Genomic DNA, 19,380 nt, shown 5'->3' on the forward strand with positions numbered 1-19,380 from the left:
TTAAAAAGGGGTTAGCACTGAGTGCTGACCCCTTTTTAATAATATTTGGTTCTATACTGTATATGTCTCAAAGGCAAACCGATAAAATCAGCGCTATTTAAGCTCACCATATCGTTCAAGATACAAAATAGTCGCCGCGGTTCGAGAAGGTACTTGAAGCTTTCTCAACAGGCTTTTCATATGCACTTTCACTGTCGATTCAGAGATAAACAAGCGGTCAGCGATCTGTTTATTTCTAAACCCTTTCGCGACTTCCTGAAGAATTTGCGTTTCGCGTTCGGTTAGCGAAGAGAATACATCTTCCGTGCTACCACGCTCCTCAAGGTATTTTTCAATCACGCTACTGAATGCTTTCTCACCAATAGATAAACCATTCAATCTTTCTATGATTTCGTCAGGCTCAGTGTCTTTGAGTAAGTAGCCGTCCGCCCCCGCCTTAACCAGTGATTCAATGTCTGCAGGACTGTCTGAAACCGTTAAGATGACGATATGTCCCTGAAAGTCGTCTTCGCGTAGTGCTTTTAGAGTATCTAAACCCGACATACCTTTCATATTCAAATCAAGCAAAATTAAGTCTGGATTATGCTCTTTTGCCATAGCAACCGCATCCGCACCATTACTCGCTTCTGCTATAACATCAAACTCATCTTCAAAACTCAACAACTGCCCAATACCACGCCTCATTAGCGGGTGGTCATCGACTAATAGGACTTTACATTCACTCACTCTGTGGCTCCTTACTTCTTTGAAACATTAACACCACTTCACATCCAGCATTGTGTTCTGCATTCACTGTCAGCTGCGCATTTAAACGCGCAGCTCGTTCTTGCATAATACTCATACCATAGTGGTTTAGCTTTTCAGTATTTTGGTCGAACCCTACACCATCATCTGTAATTTTAACAGTAACAAAGCCATTATCTTCTTCGATACACGAAACCGTAATGGTAGTGGCATAGGCATGTTTGATCGCGTTAAGTACCGCTTCACGAATCAGCTGTAATAAATGAACTTGCTCATTCGCGCCTAATTCTAATGAGGATAGCTGATTATCTAGATCAATCTCAGCTTCGGTCCGTTCATCAAGTTGGTGCAACATTTCTGCGATTGCTTCGCCAAACGTTCCCTCTTTAATCGAGAGGCGAAACGTCGTCAGCAACTCACGAAGCTGGGTATAGGCGCTATCTAATCCCGTACGGATGTCATTCAACACCACTTGCGAACGGCTTCTCTGCAGATCTGTCATCTCTTTCGATAACGAACGGTTTAGTAGTGTTACCTGTATTTTCAAGTAAGACAATGACTGAGCTAGAGAGTCATGTAATTCACGTGCAATCGTGGCTCGCTCCTCCATTAAAATTATATGCTCACTTTGTCTCTGTGCTTTGTTGTAATAGACGGCCCGAGCTAGGATCAACACAAAGTTATCAATCAATTTTTCATCAGGGCACGGAAGACCAGGCTGATAACGAAGGGTACCTAGTGTTTGCCCGTCAAGATAGAGCACCTTGGTATGAATGGGGTGTTCAGTAAACTGACCTTCTGTCGCTATCCACGGGCGACCTTCCACCTCATCAACTTTTAATTCTACTGCCACGACACCTTCAACACTGTAAATGTAAGTCAGTATGGCGCGAAAATTCTCATGCGAAATTCGTGTCGCCGCCAGTTCTTGCGACGATTTATACAACACTTGCAATGACTGATGCGCATGCTGTAGCTTATGGGTCTTTTCGTTCACCGCAAACTCTAAACCTCGATACAGTTTCCCGAGATCTTCAGCCATATTTTGAAATGCCCGAGACAAGATGCCCAGTTCATTATCTGAGCGAATATCCACGGACACATCAAAAGAGCGATTCTGTATTTGCTCGCTTGCCGATATAAGCTGTCCGAGCGGGCGTACTACTTGCCTCCTCACAAACAAAACGACATACACTGCGACAATCAAAATACCACCAAGTCCAAAACCTCCAGCCCACGCTAGACGAATCAGCTTATTTTCTGAGTGTTCTTGCAAATTAAGCACAAAGTGATCGATTCTATCGACAAAATCCGCCACTAAAAGTAGGTACTCAGCTCTATCGTTACCATCGAGCACTTTTTTCAAATCATGCCAACGATATATGAGCTGATAATATTCATGAGTAATATTTTCTGGCACATCCCATGCTTGCAGAGCGAGCATGGACGGTGAGTACAAAGACGCTTCAAATTGTTTAACATGTAGGTAGTACAGCGAAGAGTCCGATTGGATATCATGGGCAAGTCGATAACTTTGCATTCTCATCGAACCTGATACGTTCACCGCTTCAGCATCATTCAAACTTGACGCTAACGTTAGAATGGCAAAATTCGTTGTCACCACCGACAACAATAGAATACAAATCATGGCTTTTGCTATTGTTCCAGTCAATGATTTGCTCGGCTTTTTCATATTTTGTTCATCTCATCTATAACTTTCTAAATTCATGTCATTGTGTCGGAATTTCAAGATCACACTATGTCTATCAAAGGCGTGTAATTTATTGATCCAAAACAATGATAGCCTACAATTACCTCCTAAGGGGTATTTATACAAATGTGTCAAAACTTACAATTTATATGATTATTAATTAAAGATTGTTAACAGAACGCATCACTCCTAACTAGAGTAATAAAAGTGTCGCGTACAGTCTTTATCGGTGGTGTGAATGGTTGATATTTCGAAGCGTCGTTTTTTTACCCGCAAAAACATTGATAGCAAACAAATACGGTTACCTTGGGTTAATGAGCTCCAGACGTTTACTGATTTGTGTACTCGATGTGGGAAGTGTGTCGGTGCATGTGAGACGGGTATCATCGAACATGCTGACGGCGGCTACCCAAGTATCAACTTTACAATAGACGAATGCACCTTTTGCTATAAATGTGCAGAAATTTGTCCAGAGCCTATATTTAATAATAAAGACAGCCAGCCTTGGAACGCCAAAGCAAGCATCACAGACTCCTGCTTAGCACATAAAAATGTCGAGTGCCGAAGCTGCGGGGATGCTTGTGAAACGATGGCAATCCAATTCAAGTTAAGATTGGGTGGCGTGGCTTTACCAGAAATCGAGTTAGGTGAATGTAGTGGTTGTGGCGCATGTGTGTCTATCTGCCCCACTTCATCAATCTCTGTGAGCAATTTATAAAAACAATGAGAAGAACTGTTTATGTCACTAAATGAAGTGCACATTTCAAGTTTAGTAGTTCACTGTCGGGCAGAGTGCCTCACAGAAATCAAAGCGCAAATCGAAGCATTCGATAACGCTGAAATTTATGGTGAAAGTGAAGACGGCAAAATTATTGTCGTTTTAGAAACTGAAAATCAAGGTTACGTCACTGACACGATTGATGCTATCAACAACTTACCGAATGTCCTTAATACTGCTTTAGTCTATCACCAAATAGAGACTGGGTTGGAAGAGGATTCAAACGATAACACTGGAAGTAACCATTCCCAACTTGAGGGTGAAGTATGAAAATGACAAGACGAGCGTTCGTGAAAGCGAACGCAGCGGCATCAGCAGCCGCAGTAGCCGGTATCACTCTACCCGCTTCTGCGACCAATCTGATCGCTAGTTCAGATCAAACAAAAATCACGTGGGATAAAGCGCCTTGTCGCTTTTGTGGTACTGGCTGTTCAGTTTTAGTCGGAACACAAAATGGTAAAGTTGTTGCGACACAAGGTGACCCTGAAGCACCTGTGAACAAAGGTCTGAACTGTATTAAAGGCTACTTCCTCTCAAAAATTATGTATGGTAACGATCGTCTGCAGCAACCTCTGCTGCGTATGACTGATGGTAAATACGATAAAGAAGGTGAGTTCACTCCGATTTCTTGGGATCAAGCTTTCGATATTATGGCAGAGAAATGGAAAGCCTCACTGAAAGCAAAAGGACCAACTAGTGTCGGTATGTTTGGCTCTGGCCAGTGGACAGTCATGGAAGGTTACGCCGCGGCGAAGATGATGAAGGCGGGCTTCCGCTCAAACAACATTGACCCGAACGCACGTCACTGTATGGCATCTGCGGTTGTAGGTTTCATGCGCGCATTTGGTATCGATGAACCAATGGGCTGTTACGACGACTTCGAAAATGCGGATGCTTTTGTACTTTGGGGCTCTAACATGGCAGAAATGCACCCAGTACTCTGGACTCGCATTACAGACCGTCGATTAAGCCACCCACACGTAAAAGTGAACGTCCTTTCTACTTATTACCATCGTTCATTTGAACTTGCTGATGAAGGTTACATCTTTGAACCACAGTCTGACCTAGCCATTGCAAACTTCATTGCGAACTACATCATTCAAAACGATGCTGTAAACTGGGACTTTGTTAACAAGCACACTAACTTCAAGCAAGCTGACACAGATATCGGTTACGGCCTTCGAGATGATAACCCACTTCAAAAAGAAGCGGCGAATCCAAACTCAGGTAAGATGAGCGCTATCAACTTTGAACAGTACAAAGCCTCTGTTGCCCCTTATACTGTTGAAAAAGCGTCTGAAATTTCTGGTGTCTCAGAAGAAAAACTGATTCAGCTTGCGAAGCAATACGCGGATCCAAACATTAAAGTGATGTCACTATGGACAATGGGCATGAACCAACACACACGTGGTGTTTGGATGAATGGTCTGGTTTATAACATCCACTTATTGACCGGTAAAATCGCCACTCCTGGTAACAGCCCATTCTCTCTAACGGGTCAACCGTCAGCGTGTGGTACCGCGCGTGAAGTAGGTACGTTTGCGCACCGTCTACCAGCAGATATGGTCGTTGCTAATCCTAAACACCGTGCTATTGCCGAAAAAGAATGGAAATTACCAGAAGGTACCATTCCACCAAAACCAGGTTTCCACGCGGTACTGCAAGACCGTATGCTTAACGACGGCGTACTAAATTGCTATTGGGTCCAATGTAATAACAACATGCAAGCGGGTCCTAACATCAACGAAGAGCGTTTACCTGGTTACCGTAATCCAGAAAACTTCATCATTGTGTCTGACCCATACCCAACAGCAACAGCGCAAGCCGGTGACCTTATCCTTCCAACCGCAATGTGGATTGAAAAAGAAGGCGCATACGGTAACGCAGAGCGTCGTACTCAAGCTTGGTATCAACAAGTAGGTACGGTTGGCGAAGCAAAATCGGACCTATGGCAAGTGATGGAGTTCTCTAAGCGCTTCATGATGGAAGATGTATGGCCGGAAGAGTTACTTGCAAAAGCACCAGAGTACCGTGGTAAAACCATGTACGACATGCTGTTTGCCAATGGTCAAGTCGATAAATTCCCTATCGAAGAAGCCCGTGAACTGAACGACGACGCTCACCACTTTGGTTACTACGTCCAAAAAGGCCTCTTTGAAGAGTATGCCGCATTCGGTCGTGGCCATGGCCATGATTTAGCCCCATACGATACCTATCACCAAGTTCGTGGCTTACGCTGGCCTGTTGTTGATGGTAAAGAAACACTATGGCGCTATAAAGAAGGCTCTGATCCCTATGCCAAGAAAGGCTCTGGCTGGGATTTCTATGGTAAACCTGACGGCAAAGCTTGGATTATTTCAGCGCCATATGAAGCGCCACCGGAAGTACCAAACGAAGAGTTTGACCTTTGGTTATGTACAGGCCGTGTTCTTGAGCACTGGCATACCGGTACAATGACACGCCGTGTTCCAGAGCTGTATAAAGCCGTCCCAGATGCGGTATGTTACATCCACCCAGAAGATGCCAAGTCACGCGGTCTGCGTCGTGGCGACGAAGTTGTGATGTCTAACAAGCGTGGTGAAGTACGAGTTCGTGTTGAAACACGTGGTCGTAACCGTCCGCCTCAAGGATTGGTATTTGTACCATTCTTCGATGCACGAATCTTGATTAATAAACTGATCTTAGATGCAACTGATCCTCTGTCTAAGCAGACGGACTTCAAGAAGTGTCCAGTGAAAATTACTAAAGTTGCGTAATTAGAATCAAGAATATGTTGTGAAGCTGTCCAACTTTTTGGGCAGCCTTCGAAGAATTAGCCATTTGGCGGAGAATATAAAATGAAAAAACTGTTAGTCGCTGTTCTTTCTGTTGGTGCGTTGCTTACTGGCCTAGCACAAGCAGAGCTGAATAACCCTGGTGGCATTGGTGGTGTTGAATCACTACGCGGTGCATCTGAGTTGGAAGATACTCGTCCTGCTGACGATTTCAAAAAATACCCCCGAGATCAAGTCATCGAAAGTGATTATGTATACCAGCCACCATTGGTACCACACCAAATCCGTGGATATGAAGTATCACTTAACGCAAACAAATGTTTAGCCTGTCATAGTTGGAAAAATGCGAAAGAAATGGGTGCGACAAAGATCAGCGTGACTCACTACATGAACCGTGAAGACGCTGTACTTGCCGATGTTTCTCCTCGTCGTTATTTCTGCTTGCAGTGCCACGTTCCTCAGGCAGATGCAAAACCACTAGTTGGTAACGATTTTGAACGCGTTGATTCACTGCGTGATAAATAGCCATAGACGTTAAGAGAGGCTATATATGAAACTTTTAAAAGCATTTTGGATGCGTTTAAAGTCCCCAAGCAAAGCCGCAGCTGGCATTATACTCTTTATGGGTTTCGCCGGTGGTTTGTTATTCTGGGGTGCTTTCAACACGGGAATGGAAGCAACCAATACAGAAGAATTCTGTTCTGGTTGTCATGCACCAATCGTCGCTGAGATCCAAGAAACAATCCACTACTCTAACCGCTCAGGTGTTCGAGCTATCTGTTCTGATTGCCACGTCCCTCATGAATGGACAGACAAAATTGTACGTAAGGTTCAGGCATCGAAAGAGTTGTTTGCTCACTTTGTCACCAGAACGATTGATACACCTGAGAAATTCCAAGCCCGCCGAGCGCACCTCGCAGAAAGGGAATGGGCTCGCCTAAAAAATAATGATTCATTGGAGTGTCGTAACTGTCACGAATTTGAATTTATGGATTTCTCAGAGCAAGGCCCTCGAAGCGTGAGACAGCACTCGACAGCTCTAGCATCAGGTGAAAAAACGTGTGTAGATTGTCACAAAGGCATCGCGCACAAACTACCAGACATGCATGGCGTTGAAGGTTGGCAATAAGGAGCACTAAATGAGTACATTAGAGTCGTTTATTTGGCACGCACTTGGCTATGCCGCCATGCCAGTTATTATACTTTCGGGTTTTGCTGTTGTGGCAGCCGTATCACTTTGGTTCTTATCGTTAAGTAAAGATAAAGAGTTGTAAGCGAAAGCCAATATTAAAAAGCAGACGTAATAACGTCTGCTTTTTTCGTTGGCATTAACCAAAATAACCTATGTAATTCACTCTCTCGAAATCACTTCGTGAGCCATCAATAACCGTCGATACCGCCCTCTTCTTGTTTAAAGGTTGAAGGGATGAGTCATAGGCGCTCACTTCCCCCTTACACTATAGTTCGAAACAAAACCTGCCGTTAAAAAACAACACCTGTCGTCGTGTTTAGGTAGATTTTATTCGATACGTCAAGACCACCACAGTAAGTAAAATAGACATTATCAGGATGACTCATCGACTTTATCCAACCACCAACCTGCTCAAAATCATACAAACGACACTGCTTACTCTCTAATAGCGCCGTTGACGTATCCATAAAACGCGCCTGATGCAGATTATAGTCGTCACTTTGAGACAGATATCCCGCTAAAATTTCCTGCCACTTGCTGCCCGTTAAGCTCACTGCCTCTCTGGATAAATCACTAATGCGAACCCATTGAGACACTTCTTCTTCACCTTCTTCCATTTGATAAATGGGCGCGATTCGAATCCATTCCGCGGTATGCTCCATCACTCGTAGTTTTTCACCATAATAAGCGGTCCCATCAACTAACGCCTGTTCCGTAGGTTGAGCATGAATTGGCACATAAGCTTTGGAAACGAAGTAATGACTCGGTGAGTCGATGGCTGGATCTAGCGTGGTTTCTTGCGTTTCCTCATGCGGTGTAGGAACGATGACTTTTCTCTCAGAGACAACCGCATGCTTTAGCGCTCCACTGTCTATCGGTTCATCGTCACTGGCTAAAAAACCATACCAATAGATAGCACCCGCAAAGCCAATAACCAGTATGATAATTGCAGCAATCCAAAATTTCTTTTTCACATTCATCTCATTAAAAATGTCATTCTCGACTATATTAACGCTCAAACTAGGACAACGTTAATACGCAGTTTAGAACTAAGGTCACAATCTCAGCACACTATTTTATAGTGCAGGGCAATATTTCCTTGAAAACCAATCACCACAAATGATACAAACACACATCATTTATGGTAAGTCGGTTTTTATGTTTGTAGCCATAACGTATAATTCAATTTAACGCGTAACACATTAAATTGCATAACAATTGTACGCTATATCATTACTACCATTAAATCGACCGTAACGCTATTTTGTTCATTTACCCTATACCATAGCGCGTCAGTTATTTTCTCGCTACTGGGCCAGAATCAACTAGTCTAATTAGAGACTCGTCTACAAGGAATCTCGGTGTCGAATATCCGTATCTGTACATCAGTGTCACGACTGAACACGATAATTAAACGAATTCGCCTCTCTGATATGGCAAAATTGTCTTCGGCCAACGGTATAACTGACCATTCTATCAATAGCTTCCACCTTGTAAATATTGAGCACCGATCATTCACCGCTTTATTAGGCAAAGTGAATTAATGAGATTTAAATTTAAGCTTCAAGGCCAATACACATTTGTCACGTTTATGCTCGCAGTGACTTTAATACTAGTGAGCGCGTCGATCCACTTTTGGCTATCAGCAAAACAGTCTGAGCATCTACGCAGTGAACTCTCCGCTCGTTACGAGCTCGCAACTAAAACTCATCTAATGCAGAATGCACAACAAGTCTCACTCTACCTATCTCAAATTTTGGCAGAGCCACTAAAGCATTCCGATATGGAACAAGTCGCCAAACTCCTGTCGCCTTTACAGTCTTTACCGGAAAACCCGACACTCTTACTTTTAGACAGTAAGGCGCAATCATTAACGTCAGATATAAGTGCGCAGGTAACACACAATTTATCCGCTTTAGAGCAAAATCAACTCAAACAGCATGTAGAGGTGGTGTTTTCTCAGCGTAAAGCGATAACAGAGTTTCGCAAAAACACCTTTACGCGTCTGCAACCTATCTTCGCTGACCAAAAAGTCATTGCTGCGCTTTATATCAGCATGACTACAAACAGCATTCATAGTCATGTTGAGAGTGCGGATACGGTCGTCTCAACGATCAACGACCAAATAAACCAAGAGCTCTCAGTGATCTTATTTGCGGTATCAGCTGTGATGCTGATTTTTTCGGCCATTGCCGCTTCAGTGATCTCAAAACGTTGGAGTGACCCGATTACTAGCCTCACTCAACATACTAACGCTATTGGAAGAGGTGAGTTCGGCTCCACAGAAAATATCGCGACTGTCGAGCGTAACGATGAGATTGGTGAGCTAAGCACCGCAATTCGCGCGATGGCTGCAAAGCTAGAACAAAGAACACAAAAAATCACGCACCTTGCTTATCATGACGCGTTAACTGACTTACCAAATCGCACGCAATTTATTCAACACCTACAAAACACAATCAAATCTTACCCTGCGACGTCTTTCTCAGTACTCTTTTTAGACTTAGATGAATTCAAAGTCGTTAACGACAACTACGGTCATGATAGTGGTGATTTCTTACTCATTCGACTCGCAGAAAAGCTCACCCTTTGCGCGAAAGAGCTGACCAATAATCACCCTCTAACAATGATTTCACGTATTGGTGGCGATGAATTTTTAATGCTGATACCACACCTGAAATCAATTCAAGACGTGGACTCTGTCGTGCGCAAAATTTTTGTCGCTGTGCGCTCCCCTATCCTCATGGAAAACGAAGAGTTAGTCGTAGGTGGCAGTATTGGTGTGGCACGCTATCCATATAACGGAAAATCAGCAGATGAACTGATAAAACATGCCGACATTGCGATGTATCGCGCCAAGTTTGACGGTAAAAACACCCATAAACTGTTTACACCAAAAATGTTTAAATCTGTTGTGCATAGAGCGAACATGGAGCGAGAACTACGCCGCTCGCTCGCAGATCTAAAACAATTCGAACTGTGGTTCCAGCCACTTGTTTGCCTAAAGACCGGAAAAACCGTTGGTGCGGAGTCTCTTGTTCGCTGGAACCACCCTACAATCGGGCTCATTTCTCCATTAGATTTCATCTCCATTGCAGAAGAAACGGCTATGATTCTTCCGCTTGGACAATGGCTCATTGAAAACTTATGCTTTCAAATCCAACAATGGATGCCCTATTTCGATAGCAACTTTCATGCATCGATTAATATTTCATCGAAACAACTATATAGACAAAACCTAGTCGAGATGTTCGCGTTCTATATGGAAAAATATCAGGTACCACCACGTACCATCCGTATGGAAATAACCGAGAGTCTCTTACTGCAAGATGAAGACGAGGCAGAAAAATCGCTTAAAGCCATTCGTGAAAGTGGTATAGAGGTATGGCTGGATGACTTTGGCACCGGGTATTCTTCGTTAAGCTACTTACGTCGTTTTACTGTAGACGGCATTAAAATCGATCAATCTTTCATCAAAGATATTACCACCGACGTTAAAGACCAGCAGCTGGTTCAGGCAATGATCGCCATGGCAAAGAACTTAGATTTATTAGTTGTTGCTGAGGGTATCGAAACACGTGAGCAAGCTAGAAAACTTGCCCAATTTGGCTGTCAAATCGGGCAAGGATATTACTATGACCGTCCAATCCCAGTCGATCAGTTCGTCAATCGATTAATCAACGAAAACGAATCCAACGTTATAAAGTTATAACTTTATAACGTTATAGAGCTCTCTCCCGAACGCTTCCTAGCAAATTCGCCATGCTGGCGAATTTGCTACTCTATAAATACCCGTTATAACGCTATGCGCCCATACATAAGAGCATATAGCTGTATTTGCTTCAACTAATGACCCATATTAACGATTAAGTCGCATATCGACTTCAACAGCGAGAGCAACCGATGCCCCCACCATTGGGTTGTTCCCCATACCAATGAAACCCATCATTGCAACATGTGCAGGTACTGATGAACTCCCTGCAAATTGTGCGTCTGCGTGCATTCGTCCCATGGTATCAGTCATACCGTAACTTGCAGGCCCAGCTGCGACATTGTCAGGGTGTAGTGTACGCCCCGTACCGCCGCCCGAAGCAACTGAAAAATACGGTTGTCCTTGATTCAACCTTTCCGATTTATATATTCCCGCAACCGGGTGCTGAAATCGCGTTGGATTGGTTGAATTGCCGGTAATACTTACATCTACGCCTGCGGTATGCATGATAGCAACACCTTCACGCACATCGTCGGCGCCATAACACAAGATCTCTCCTCGCTCACCTTTTGAAAACCGCTTACGGCTCACTTCCGTTAGATCACCGGAGGTATAATTGAATTGGGTACGTACATAAGTAAATCCATTAATTCGCGCAATCAAGTACGCTGCATCTTTGCCTAGCCCATTAAGAATCACTCGTAACGGGGTTTGGCGGGACTTGTTCGCATTCAGTGCGATTTTGATGGCACCTTCCGCCGCCGCAAAAGACTCATGTCCAGCAAGAAAAGCAAAACATTGGGTGTCGTCACTCAGTAAACGAGCGGCCAACGCACCATGGCCTAATCCGACCAACCTTTGCTCCGCCACACTACCGACTTTACAAAAAGCTTGTAAGCCTTCACCAATTATCTTCGCCGCACTAGCCGCATTGCCTGCCTGCCTATAAATTGCTAACGCGGTGCCTAACGTATAAGCGTCACAAGCGTTATCAAAGGCAATGGGTTGTGTATCTAATACCAGTTTTGGGGGATCAATATGTCTTTCAAGACAATACTGGTAAGCCTCTTCAATCGAGGTCAGATTCATTTCACTTAGTAACATTTGTTTGTTCGCAGTCATAATCGTGTCCTCAATTTAGTTTTGACGTGGGTTAACCGTGGTCGTTGCTTCATCAAAGCGGCCGTACGTCCCCTTCGCAGATTTCATTGCTTGATCAGCAGAGGAGCCGTTATTAACCTCGGCCATCATCTTGCCTAAATTAAGATACTCATAACCGATGATTTCACCGTTTTCATCTAATGCAAGGGCCGTCACATAGCCTTCCGCCACTTCCATATATCGTGGGCCTTTGAGCAATGTTGAGTAGCTGGTACCGACTTGGCTGCGTTGCGTTTTACCTAAATCTTCTAACGCCGCGCCAATTTCTAGTCCATCCAATGAAAACGCTGATTGCGTGCGCCCATAAGCAAACTGTAAAAATATTTCCCTCATTGCGACGTTAATAGCGTCACAAACAAGGTCGGTATTCATCGCTTCAAGGAGAGTTTTACCGGTAAGAATTTCTGACGCCATTGCTGCGGAGTGTGTCATGCCAGAACAGCCTATTGTTTCAATAAGCACTTCTTGAATGATGCCTTTTTTCACGTTAAGGGTAAGCTTTGCAGCGCCTTGCTGTGGAGCACAGGATCCGACACCATGGCTAAGACCAGAGATCGCGATAACCTCTTTCGGATTTACCCAACGGCCTTCAACAGGAATGGGTGCTGACGCATGAAGATCGCCCCTTTGGATCGGGCACATTGATTGGATTTCTTGAGCATATTGCATGGTGTTTTCCTTAATCAAGGAAAACAGGGGTTAGGGAAAATGAAACACCACTACAGTTCGCAACCTAATATTAGATTGTCTAAACAGAACCACCTGTTTTCAAAAACTGTAGGAGTCATCAGCCGAACGGCGGTTAAGTAGGTGGAACCCCATCACCTGTGACAAATAGTAGATCAAAATCACACTTCTATGCAATACGCCTCTCCATAACCATTTTTCATATCAATAATCGCCTTAGTACTCATTAAAGAATAAGCATCATGGTATCTTTCGTTACAAATTGCAGACATTAATAACATCAATGGTAAGATATAGTGATGTCAAGATATCGTCAGGAAGCGTTTTTTATTGCCACATTTCAGCAAGTAAGCGTTGCCGGGTTACCTATTGCTATTTAGAATCACCCCCTTTTATTTAAATTTGTTAACTGTTTAAAGTAGTCGCATTCTCAGAAGACTACTTTGAAGGAGAAGAAAAGTGTCAATAACACCTTCAAGCCAGCAGACCAATGCCACCCATTGGAAAGTATGTTTGTTGCTTGCCATTGTCGCGGTCGTATTCAGTGGATTATTTGACCACGACGTATGGACGCCCGATGAGCCGCGCGTGGCAGCAATCATTCACAGCATGTACTTAACCGGGGATTACATTATCCCACAGTTTGCTGGTATTGCCTTTGTTGAAAAACCTCCTGTGTTCTTCGTTATGTCAACGCTGCTTATGCAATTTACTGGTCTTGATGCCATCATGGCAGGTCGACTTGCACTTGCGCTTCTCTGTTTAGGCTCACTCGCGGCAACATATCGTATTGCGTTTCTTTTTAAAGGTGAAAATTTCGCCTGGACGGCGCTTGCGGTCCTGGGCACATTGGAAGGATTTATTCTCAACTTTCACTGGCTACGCGTTGACGCTGCGCTTATGTTTACCACTATTGCTGCGGTATGGGCATTTTCTGAAGCTTACTTACGTCAAAAGCTTGGCTATTTAATTGTGGCCGGTGCGTTCACTGGCTTAGCGTTCTTAAGTAAAGGACCTGTCGCCATTGTATTGTGTATTGGCTTAGCTTGGGTTCCATTAGTCCTTAGAGCACTCTCGTTACGTAAACAGTTTCCTGATGAAGCGGCCTCGATGGGCCGATTCGTTGTTATGCATATTGTCGGTATTGCCGTCATGTGTCTTGTTGCCGCTAGTTGGATCTATCCGTTTTATAAAACAGCGTCACCGGAACTGTGGAAAGCCTGGTTTTGGGATAACCAAGTCGGTCGTTTAACTGGAAAGGCGACAGATACACTTGGCCATAACCACTCAGGGAAACCTTTCTATTACGTTAAGGGGGTGATGGAATACGGCGCACCTTGGACACCACTGCTTATTCTATGGCTTGGACATTTCTTCTATAAACTTCGCCAACCTAAACAGCTTAACTGGATTGATGGATTTTTAATCTTCTGGTTCACCTTAGCGATCTTCGTATTGTCTTACTCTGTGACGAAGCGCTCGATGTATTTGGCACCATTAATGCCTCTATTCGCCCTTATGATTGCGGACGCACTGCAAACATTTGCTGGCAAATGGTTAGATTGGTACCGTCGTGGGTGGTTGGCACTGATGTCATTCGTGCTAATTGCATTTGCTGTAGTTCCACTATGGGCGGGCTTGCTTCCAGCACATAAAATTCCACCTGCGCTGATGGCGTGGCTAACCTCTTGGCACTGGGTAGCGTTAATCCCGCTGGCTGCAATCGCGCTAATGATTGTCGTTGAACGCAAACCATGGCCTCAATGGAGTAAATTTGCCATCATCACTGCACTGTTCTTTTCAAGCGCCTTTACTTATCTATTCCCAGCTATAGATATCGCTAAAGACATGAAACCTGATTTACAAACATTTGTGAATCAAATACCTGAAGAGAAAAGAGAGCGTACTGCTAGTCTGCGTTTCTCAGAAACGATGACATCCATCTTCTTCCTCTATCATGATTGGGCGGTACCTGAAGTAAGTCTAGCCCGAGCTCAAGATATCCTTGATGGCGTCGATCCAGATTATGATTACGTTCTTTTAGACCGTAGTAATTCAGTGACTGAAATTCGCGAATTTACCGGACTACGAGGCGATACTCAATTCACGATTCTTGCGAAAGGTACCCCAAGAAGTGATAAGGTCAAAGACGCAGTTTTTTGGCTATCTCCTGACTAATTCGTCATTTAATTGCGAGACGCCTTAAACTTCAAATAAACGAGCGGTAACGCTCGTTTATTTTTCATACAAAACCCACCCTTACGTAATATGACGCATATATTTGCGCTAAGGATCACACTATTAAGGGTTGAATAATTTATTATGCAACTTCGCAATTTGTAACGTTAAATTCCATTCGGCATGGGTAATTATAAGCAATTGTTTTTAAAAGTAAAAACAATAACTATTTACTCAACAATCCAAGTAAGTAATGCTCTCAGCCCATCTATATCATCTTTCCATTTGATTCGAAATTCGCAAACGACTACCATGCTCGCGGTAAATTGGCTTACCCATAAAAACTATAACGATAAAGATTCGTTGGGGTTTGAGTAGCATGCTATCTAATAAAGTAACGCTCACTTCTCCAACCTTAATACAACAACATCAAAGGCGGACTACTGACATGTTTGAAGAAAAAACGTTCCAATTGATGCAAAGTACACTCATTGGAAAGGTTAAAAATATTGATATGATCCCTTGCTGTAGCAAAGAATCACTTATCGAAGCGCTAAATAGTGCCTCCTCTATCAATGACCTCATCGGCATTAACAAAGCCATTCTTAGGCTAATCAGTAAAGCTTAAATGTTGACTCACTAAGCTGTGCCACGTCGAACGAACCGTTGCATGGTTTTAAGTACTCGTCGATTTATCCACGACATAGATAGATAGATAGATAGATAGATAAGCAAAAAAGGCGTTAACGATAGTAATCGTTAACGCCTTTTTATATTCCGGTATTTCTATTAAGTGGGTCTGGGTCTTTCAACCTAAGCATCGTAATTATGAATCTTGGCTACGACGCTGGCTTTTAAATTTTCGACCTAAATAAACGACACCAATCAACAACGCAATGTAGTAAAACCCTTCACTGACGTATTGCGCAAGTTCATCCTTACTTGGCAATGTAACGTCATGCAAACTAAGATCACTCAGCAATGACATCACCTGCTCAGACTTACCTGAATCAAATATCATCCAGACTGTAATAGCAATACACGCTAATAAAAATATCCAACTTCTCATGTACTTGCACCTATATTGCTTGGGTCTACGCGGTTAACCATATAATCCACACATCCCTATCACCCCAAAGTCTACGTGCAACCTATCAAGTCCGGTCAAAAATTTCAGTGATTAATCGCTAGTTTTTGGCAATAGCGAGGTGGGTAGCCCCCAATTATGCCGTTGAGATAAACGAGCAAGCTGGTCTAATTCATGTTGCGTTTCCTGCTTAAGCCATTCCACTAACTCATCAACGATAGCTGAGTCGGTACGTTTGTGGCAGTAATAGCGCCATGCACTATAGTGAACGGGGGCTTCTTGTGGGCAAAAAAGGTACTCTCGCTCGAGCTCCGGCAAAGCGAGCAATAGGTCTGTAACGGCAACACCTTGACCAGATAAACAAGCACTTAGTGTTAAGTCAAGAGTGTAAAACGTCGAGTTTCGTACAGGTTTCTCATCAGTATGACCAATTTTCTTCAGCCATACTCGCCAGTCGTGGTGATCAAGTGTTGGGTGAAGTCTAGGTAACGATAATAAGGTTTTCATATCCCCATGATTGTTCATTAATGGCTTGGTACACACCGGCGCCATGTATTCCTCGCGTAGGAATAGAATCTCTGGGTCATCTTCAAATTGCTTTCCATAACGAGTGGTAAAGACAAACAGATCATAATCTCCCGCTCTTAACCCTTCTTCTTCATCAATCACAGGAATCACAACAATTTCATTGTTCGGATAACGTTCACTGAGCTGCTGTATCTTGGGCAGCAAAGCACGAGTCGCAAAACTTAGCGCTGCTCGAATGACTATTTTTTGATTTGGCAACATGCGCCAAGATTCCAATAATGACTGCAACGCTAAATAATTTCGACCAAGCACTTCATACAGCTCCTTGCCTTTCAGTGTTAACTGTATGCTGCGATGACCTCTTACAATTAGAGATGCGTTTAACTCATCCTCAAGCTGTTTGACCTGGCGACTCACTGCACTTTGGGTAACATTAAGCTCATTGGCTGCTAGCGTAAAGCTCATATGCCTTGCAACAACCTCAAATACTTTAAGGCTATTGTGCGAATAGGGAATACTTGAATATGGGTTCATATTTGTTCACATGATTATAAGTCATACCAGAGTGACACAAATGTTGCTTGAACACCATTGACACCAATATAAAATAGCCAAATCATTACCCGAGGCTATCATGAAGAAAATCCTGTCCCTTGCGACCCCACTTATTATTTCTCAACTTATATCCATGGCGCTTGTGCTCACCGATGTCTGGATGATGGCTAAACTTAGCGTAGCTGACCTCGCAGGCGGTGGATTAGGGGCGTCCGTTTACACCTTTGTTTTCTTAGTCGCAGGTAGTACGGTAGGGTGCGTCGCCAATTTGATCGCCATTGCCTACGGTCAAGCGGTGGCAAGGCCTGAATTTGGACACAAACAAATTCGGCTAGCCATCAAGGGAGCCGTGATACTGTCCGTTGTCCTTAGTGTATTGTTAACACTACTCTTTGCTTTTGCGCCTCAATTCTTGGTTCTTGCCAAACAACCTGAAAGCACTATTGGTATTGCGATGGCGTATTTAGATACTCTCAAATGGGCAATGCTTCCTACCCTTTTACTATTAATTTTACGTGGGCTCACCAGTAACTTTGGTGATGCGAAATCGGTAATGGTGATGTCTCTCGTTACGGTTCTGCTGAACGTACCACTTAGCTATTGGCTAGCATTTAGCTTCGGTATGGGAATCGCGGGCCTAGGGATTGGTACGGTTCTAGCCGCATCTATCGTGCTCATTGGTTATGGCATCTGGGTATTTAAACGTCCTGTTTATTATAAATATGCACCTTGGTTACATCTTGAAGAGTATACCTGGAAACTGATACTGCCACTGATTTCAATGGGCTTGCCTATCGCTATCGCAGCCGCACTTGAAATGGGGCTAATTTACGGAGGGACACTGATGTCAGGCATGATTGGAGTGGCCGCATTAGCGCTCCATCAAATTCTATTGCAGTGTCTCAGCTTTACTTGGAATATTAATTTTGGGTTCTCACAAGCGGCGGCTATTTTAGTTGGTAAAGATTTCGGTAACGACAATTTGGCAGGCATCAAAGCCACCGCGAAACGCAGCTTTACGCTTGTTACCATTCTCAGTGCCGTACTGGCTGTTGTATTTCTCGTTTGGCCTGATGCTATTGCAAACTTATTCCAACTCGATGAGCAAGGTGATTCTCACCTAACGCAAATGCTGTCATCGCTAATTTGGGTTGTGGCGTTGTGTTTCGTGGTAGACGCATGGCAATTACTCGCTATGAATCTACTGCGCGGAATGAAGATTGTGATTGTTCCGACCATCATGAGCGGCATTGGATACTGGGTGTTTGGTCTTCCTTCAGCTTGGTATCTTATGCAACATTACCAAATGGCGGGAATTTGGTGCGGTATTTTAATTGGGCTTGCCGTAACTGGTATCATGCTTCTTATACATTTAGTCGCAAAACTAAAAACCAATATGCCTCTACAACAGGCATCTAACTATTAAATTTCTCTAAAGATGATTAAATGTACTAAAAAAAGCCTCCAGATTTCAAATTGGAGGCTTTTTTAATTCTGTATCATTGGTTGTCGTAATTATCATTGGGGGCGAAGGTAAATCCTTGCCCACCAATGGCAGCTTCATACATCAGACCACCTTTCGTCATAGTAAATACTGACATTCCATTAATGTAAGCCGCTCTACTTTGCTTATCACCAGCTTGTGCTCCCGCTCCGGTAGAGCCTGCTTGAGCACTGGCACCTAAAGTAATGGCGACGGCAGAAGCTTGCGCACCAAACTCAAAGCTACCACTGGTAAATGCGTAATAATCCGCTTTTGTTTCAAAAAATATGATCTCACTATACGCCTGCGCACCAAGCTGCAGACCGAAACTCAACTGAGCTAAGGTCGTTTCCCCAACGTGAACACCTTGACGAAATACCTGCCCTTCTCCATAAGAACCACCTAGACCAAATCCTCCTTTCCCCACCGTTGGGAAGACCGCATATCCGTACGCATTATCAAAAAAAGAGTGAGTGGCTTGAGCTTCTTTGAAGCGATTCATCGTCGCTTCAATTTTACTCGTTGGCGCATTTGAAGCCGTCGCGTGAGTGTCGGCTGGTGTCGTTGTGGTTTCAGCAATCGGTGATGTGTCACTGACATCCCTCACTGGTGCCAATTCAGTGCCTTGTGCCAATGCCGTAGGTGTGACTGTTAAACAAGCCACCAATGTCGCATATCGCCCAAAGTTAACTAACATATCGTTCCTTAATAAACCATTACTGCTGAACATTACTGATGATATAGACGAGTACGTCTGTAGATAGTTCCAATTAATACAAAAAAACGCGAC

General features: G+C 43.7%; 18 protein-coding genes and 1 riboswitch. Of the genes, 10 read left to right on the plus strand and 8 right to left on the minus strand.

Translation table 11 applies throughout. The features are described from left to right. Window positions 1-93: 93 nt before the first annotated feature. Window positions 94-726, minus strand: a complete 633-nt coding sequence (locus MD535_RS21700; RefSeq protein WP_265677130.1) for a response regulator — start codon at window positions 724-726, stop codon at window positions 94-96. Next, complete coding sequence (gene narQ, locus MD535_RS21705; protein ID WP_265677131.1) at window positions 719-2,437, minus strand: nitrate/nitrite two-component system sensor histidine kinase NarQ; 1,719 nt, start codon at window positions 2,435-2,437, stop codon at window positions 719-721. Before narQ ends, MD535_RS21700 begins: the two co-directional genes overlap by 8 nt. Before the next feature lie 256 nt (window positions 2,438-2,693). Between narQ and napF the strand changes: the two genes are divergently transcribed. From napF to MD535_RS21735, 6 genes are all read left to right on the plus strand, one after another. Further along, window positions 2,694-3,173: a ferredoxin-type protein NapF gene (gene napF, locus MD535_RS21710; protein ID WP_265677132.1), complete on the plus strand. Its 480-nt coding sequence runs from the start codon at window positions 2,694-2,696 to the stop codon at window positions 3,171-3,173. Window positions 3,174-3,194: 21 nt separating this feature from the next. After that, window positions 3,195-3,503, plus strand: a complete 309-nt coding sequence (locus tag MD535_RS21715) for a chaperone NapD (protein WP_265677133.1) — start codon at window positions 3,195-3,197, stop codon at window positions 3,501-3,503. After that, window positions 3,500-5,989: a periplasmic nitrate reductase subunit alpha gene (gene napA / locus MD535_RS21720; RefSeq protein ID WP_265677134.1), complete on the plus strand. Its 2,490-nt coding sequence runs from the start codon at window positions 3,500-3,502 to the stop codon at window positions 5,987-5,989. The genes MD535_RS21715 and napA overlap by 4 nt, the downstream gene beginning before the upstream one ends. Before the next feature lie 81 nt (window positions 5,990-6,070). Further along, entirely contained in the window at window positions 6,071-6,532 is a 462-nt protein-coding gene (locus MD535_RS21725) for a nitrate reductase cytochrome c-type subunit (protein WP_265677136.1), read from the plus strand. Window positions 6,533-6,557: 25 nt separating this feature from the next. Further along, a complete protein-coding gene (locus MD535_RS21730) occupies window positions 6,558-7,136 on the plus strand; it encodes a NapC/NirT family cytochrome c (RefSeq protein WP_265677137.1) in 579 nt (192 codons plus the stop codon). Window positions 7,137-7,146: 10 nt separating this feature from the next. Further along, window positions 7,147-7,281 (plus strand): TIGR02808 family protein, encoded by a 135-nt coding sequence (locus tag MD535_RS21735; protein WP_265677138.1) that lies wholly within the window; start codon window positions 7,147-7,149, stop codon window positions 7,279-7,281. A gap of 208 nt (window positions 7,282-7,489) precedes the next feature. Here MD535_RS21735 and MD535_RS21740 read toward each other — a convergent pair whose 3' ends face one another. Then, window positions 7,490-8,173, minus strand: a complete 684-nt coding sequence (locus MD535_RS21740) for an SH3 domain-containing protein (protein WP_265677139.1) — start codon at window positions 8,171-8,173, stop codon at window positions 7,490-7,492. Between the two features lie 569 nt (window positions 8,174-8,742). On the opposite strand from MD535_RS21740, the gene MD535_RS21745 reads away from it, so the two are divergent. Continuing rightward, a complete protein-coding gene (locus MD535_RS21745) occupies window positions 8,743-10,911 on the plus strand; it encodes a putative bifunctional diguanylate cyclase/phosphodiesterase (protein ID WP_265677140.1) in 2,169 nt (722 codons plus the stop codon). A 147-nt stretch (window positions 10,912-11,058) separates the two neighbouring features. Here MD535_RS21745 and MD535_RS21750 read toward each other — a convergent pair whose 3' ends face one another. Further along, complete coding sequence (locus tag MD535_RS21750; protein WP_265677141.1) at window positions 11,059-12,033, minus strand: GGGtGRT protein; 975 nt, start codon at window positions 12,031-12,033, stop codon at window positions 11,059-11,061. Window positions 12,034-12,048: 15 nt separating this feature from the next. Continuing rightward, the gene (locus MD535_RS21755) at window positions 12,049-12,741 is read right to left on the minus strand and encodes an iron-sulfur cluster assembly scaffold protein (RefSeq protein WP_265677142.1); all 693 of its coding nucleotides are present in this window, start codon (window positions 12,739-12,741) and stop codon (window positions 12,049-12,051) included. Between the two features lie 102 nt (window positions 12,742-12,843). Next, a riboswitch (Fluoride riboswitch) is annotated at window positions 12,844-12,907 on the minus strand. A gap of 311 nt (window positions 12,908-13,218) precedes the next feature. On the opposite strand from MD535_RS21755, the gene MD535_RS21760 reads away from it, so the two are divergent. Together MD535_RS21760 and MD535_RS21765 are read left to right on the plus strand one after the other, a co-directional pair. Further along, window positions 13,219-14,937, plus strand: a complete 1,719-nt coding sequence (locus MD535_RS21760) for an ArnT family glycosyltransferase (RefSeq protein ID WP_265677143.1) — start codon at window positions 13,219-13,221, stop codon at window positions 14,935-14,937. 448 nt (window positions 14,938-15,385) lie between these two features. Beyond that, window positions 15,386-15,565, plus strand: a complete 180-nt coding sequence (locus MD535_RS21765) for a hypothetical protein (protein WP_265677144.1) — start codon at window positions 15,386-15,388, stop codon at window positions 15,563-15,565. Between the two features lie 198 nt (window positions 15,566-15,763). Here MD535_RS21765 and MD535_RS21770 read toward each other — a convergent pair whose 3' ends face one another. Further along, the gene (locus MD535_RS21770; protein ID WP_265677145.1) at window positions 15,764-16,006 is read right to left on the minus strand and encodes a hypothetical protein; all 243 of its coding nucleotides are present in this window, start codon (window positions 16,004-16,006) and stop codon (window positions 15,764-15,766) included. A gap of 111 nt (window positions 16,007-16,117) precedes the next feature. Further along, window positions 16,118-17,086, minus strand: coding sequence for a LysR family transcriptional regulator (locus MD535_RS21775; RefSeq protein WP_265677146.1), 969 nt, complete (start codon window positions 17,084-17,086; stop codon window positions 16,118-16,120). A 100-nt stretch (window positions 17,087-17,186) separates the two neighbouring features. On the opposite strand from MD535_RS21775, the gene MD535_RS21780 reads away from it, so the two are divergent. Then, a complete protein-coding gene (locus MD535_RS21780; protein WP_265677147.1) occupies window positions 17,187-18,533 on the plus strand; it encodes an MATE family efflux transporter in 1,347 nt (448 codons plus the stop codon). Window positions 18,534-18,606: 73 nt separating this feature from the next. On the opposite strand, the gene MD535_RS21785 is transcribed toward MD535_RS21780, so the two are convergent. Then, complete coding sequence (locus MD535_RS21785; RefSeq protein ID WP_265677148.1) at window positions 18,607-19,287, minus strand: YSC84-related protein; 681 nt, start codon at window positions 19,285-19,287, stop codon at window positions 18,607-18,609. Between the last annotated feature and the right edge of the window lie 93 nt (window positions 19,288-19,380).

This window comes from Vibrio qingdaonensis (genome assembly GCF_026191675.1).
GTDB classification, from domain to species: domain Bacteria; phylum Pseudomonadota; class Gammaproteobacteria; order Enterobacterales; family Vibrionaceae; genus Vibrio; species Vibrio qingdaonensis.

What these genes read in the sequence shown, in the direction of transcription:
- napA (WP_265677134.1), top strand. Translation starts at nt 3,500, where the DNA reads ATGAAAATGACAAGACGAGCGTTCGTGAAAGCGAACGCAGCGGCATCA.
- MD535_RS21775 (WP_265677146.1), bottom strand. Translation starts at nt 17,086, where the DNA reads ATGAACCCATATTCAAGTATTCCCTATTCGCACAATAGCCTTAAAGTA.
- MD535_RS21745 (WP_265677140.1), top strand. Translation starts at nt 8,743, where the DNA reads ATGAGATTTAAATTTAAGCTTCAAGGCCAATACACATTTGTCACGTTT.
- MD535_RS21725 (WP_265677136.1), top strand. Translation starts at nt 6,071, where the DNA reads ATGAAAAAACTGTTAGTCGCTGTTCTTTCTGTTGGTGCGTTGCTTACT.
- MD535_RS21730 (WP_265677137.1), top strand. Translation starts at nt 6,558, where the DNA reads ATGAAACTTTTAAAAGCATTTTGGATGCGTTTAAAGTCCCCAAGCAAA.
- napF (WP_265677132.1), top strand. Translation starts at nt 2,694, where the DNA reads ATGGTTGATATTTCGAAGCGTCGTTTTTTTACCCGCAAAAACATTGAT.
- MD535_RS21765 (WP_265677144.1), top strand. Translation starts at nt 15,386, where the DNA reads ATGTTTGAAGAAAAAACGTTCCAATTGATGCAAAGTACACTCATTGGA.
- MD535_RS21780 (WP_265677147.1), top strand. Translation starts at nt 17,187, where the DNA reads ATGAAGAAAATCCTGTCCCTTGCGACCCCACTTATTATTTCTCAACTT.
- MD535_RS21735 (WP_265677138.1), top strand. Translation starts at nt 7,147, where the DNA reads ATGAGTACATTAGAGTCGTTTATTTGGCACGCACTTGGCTATGCCGCC.
- MD535_RS21770 (WP_265677145.1), bottom strand. Translation starts at nt 16,006, where the DNA reads ATGAGAAGTTGGATATTTTTATTAGCGTGTATTGCTATTACAGTCTGG.
- MD535_RS21785 (WP_265677148.1), bottom strand. Translation starts at nt 19,287, where the DNA reads ATGTTAGTTAACTTTGGGCGATATGCGACATTGGTGGCTTGTTTAACA.
- narQ (WP_265677131.1), bottom strand. Translation starts at nt 2,437, where the DNA reads ATGAAAAAGCCGAGCAAATCATTGACTGGAACAATAGCAAAAGCCATG.
- MD535_RS21715 (WP_265677133.1), top strand. Translation starts at nt 3,195, where the DNA reads ATGTCACTAAATGAAGTGCACATTTCAAGTTTAGTAGTTCACTGTCGG.
- MD535_RS21755 (WP_265677142.1), bottom strand. Translation starts at nt 12,741, where the DNA reads ATGCAATATGCTCAAGAAATCCAATCAATGTGCCCGATCCAAAGGGGC.
- MD535_RS21750 (WP_265677141.1), bottom strand. Translation starts at nt 12,033, where the DNA reads ATGACTGCGAACAAACAAATGTTACTAAGTGAAATGAATCTGACCTCG.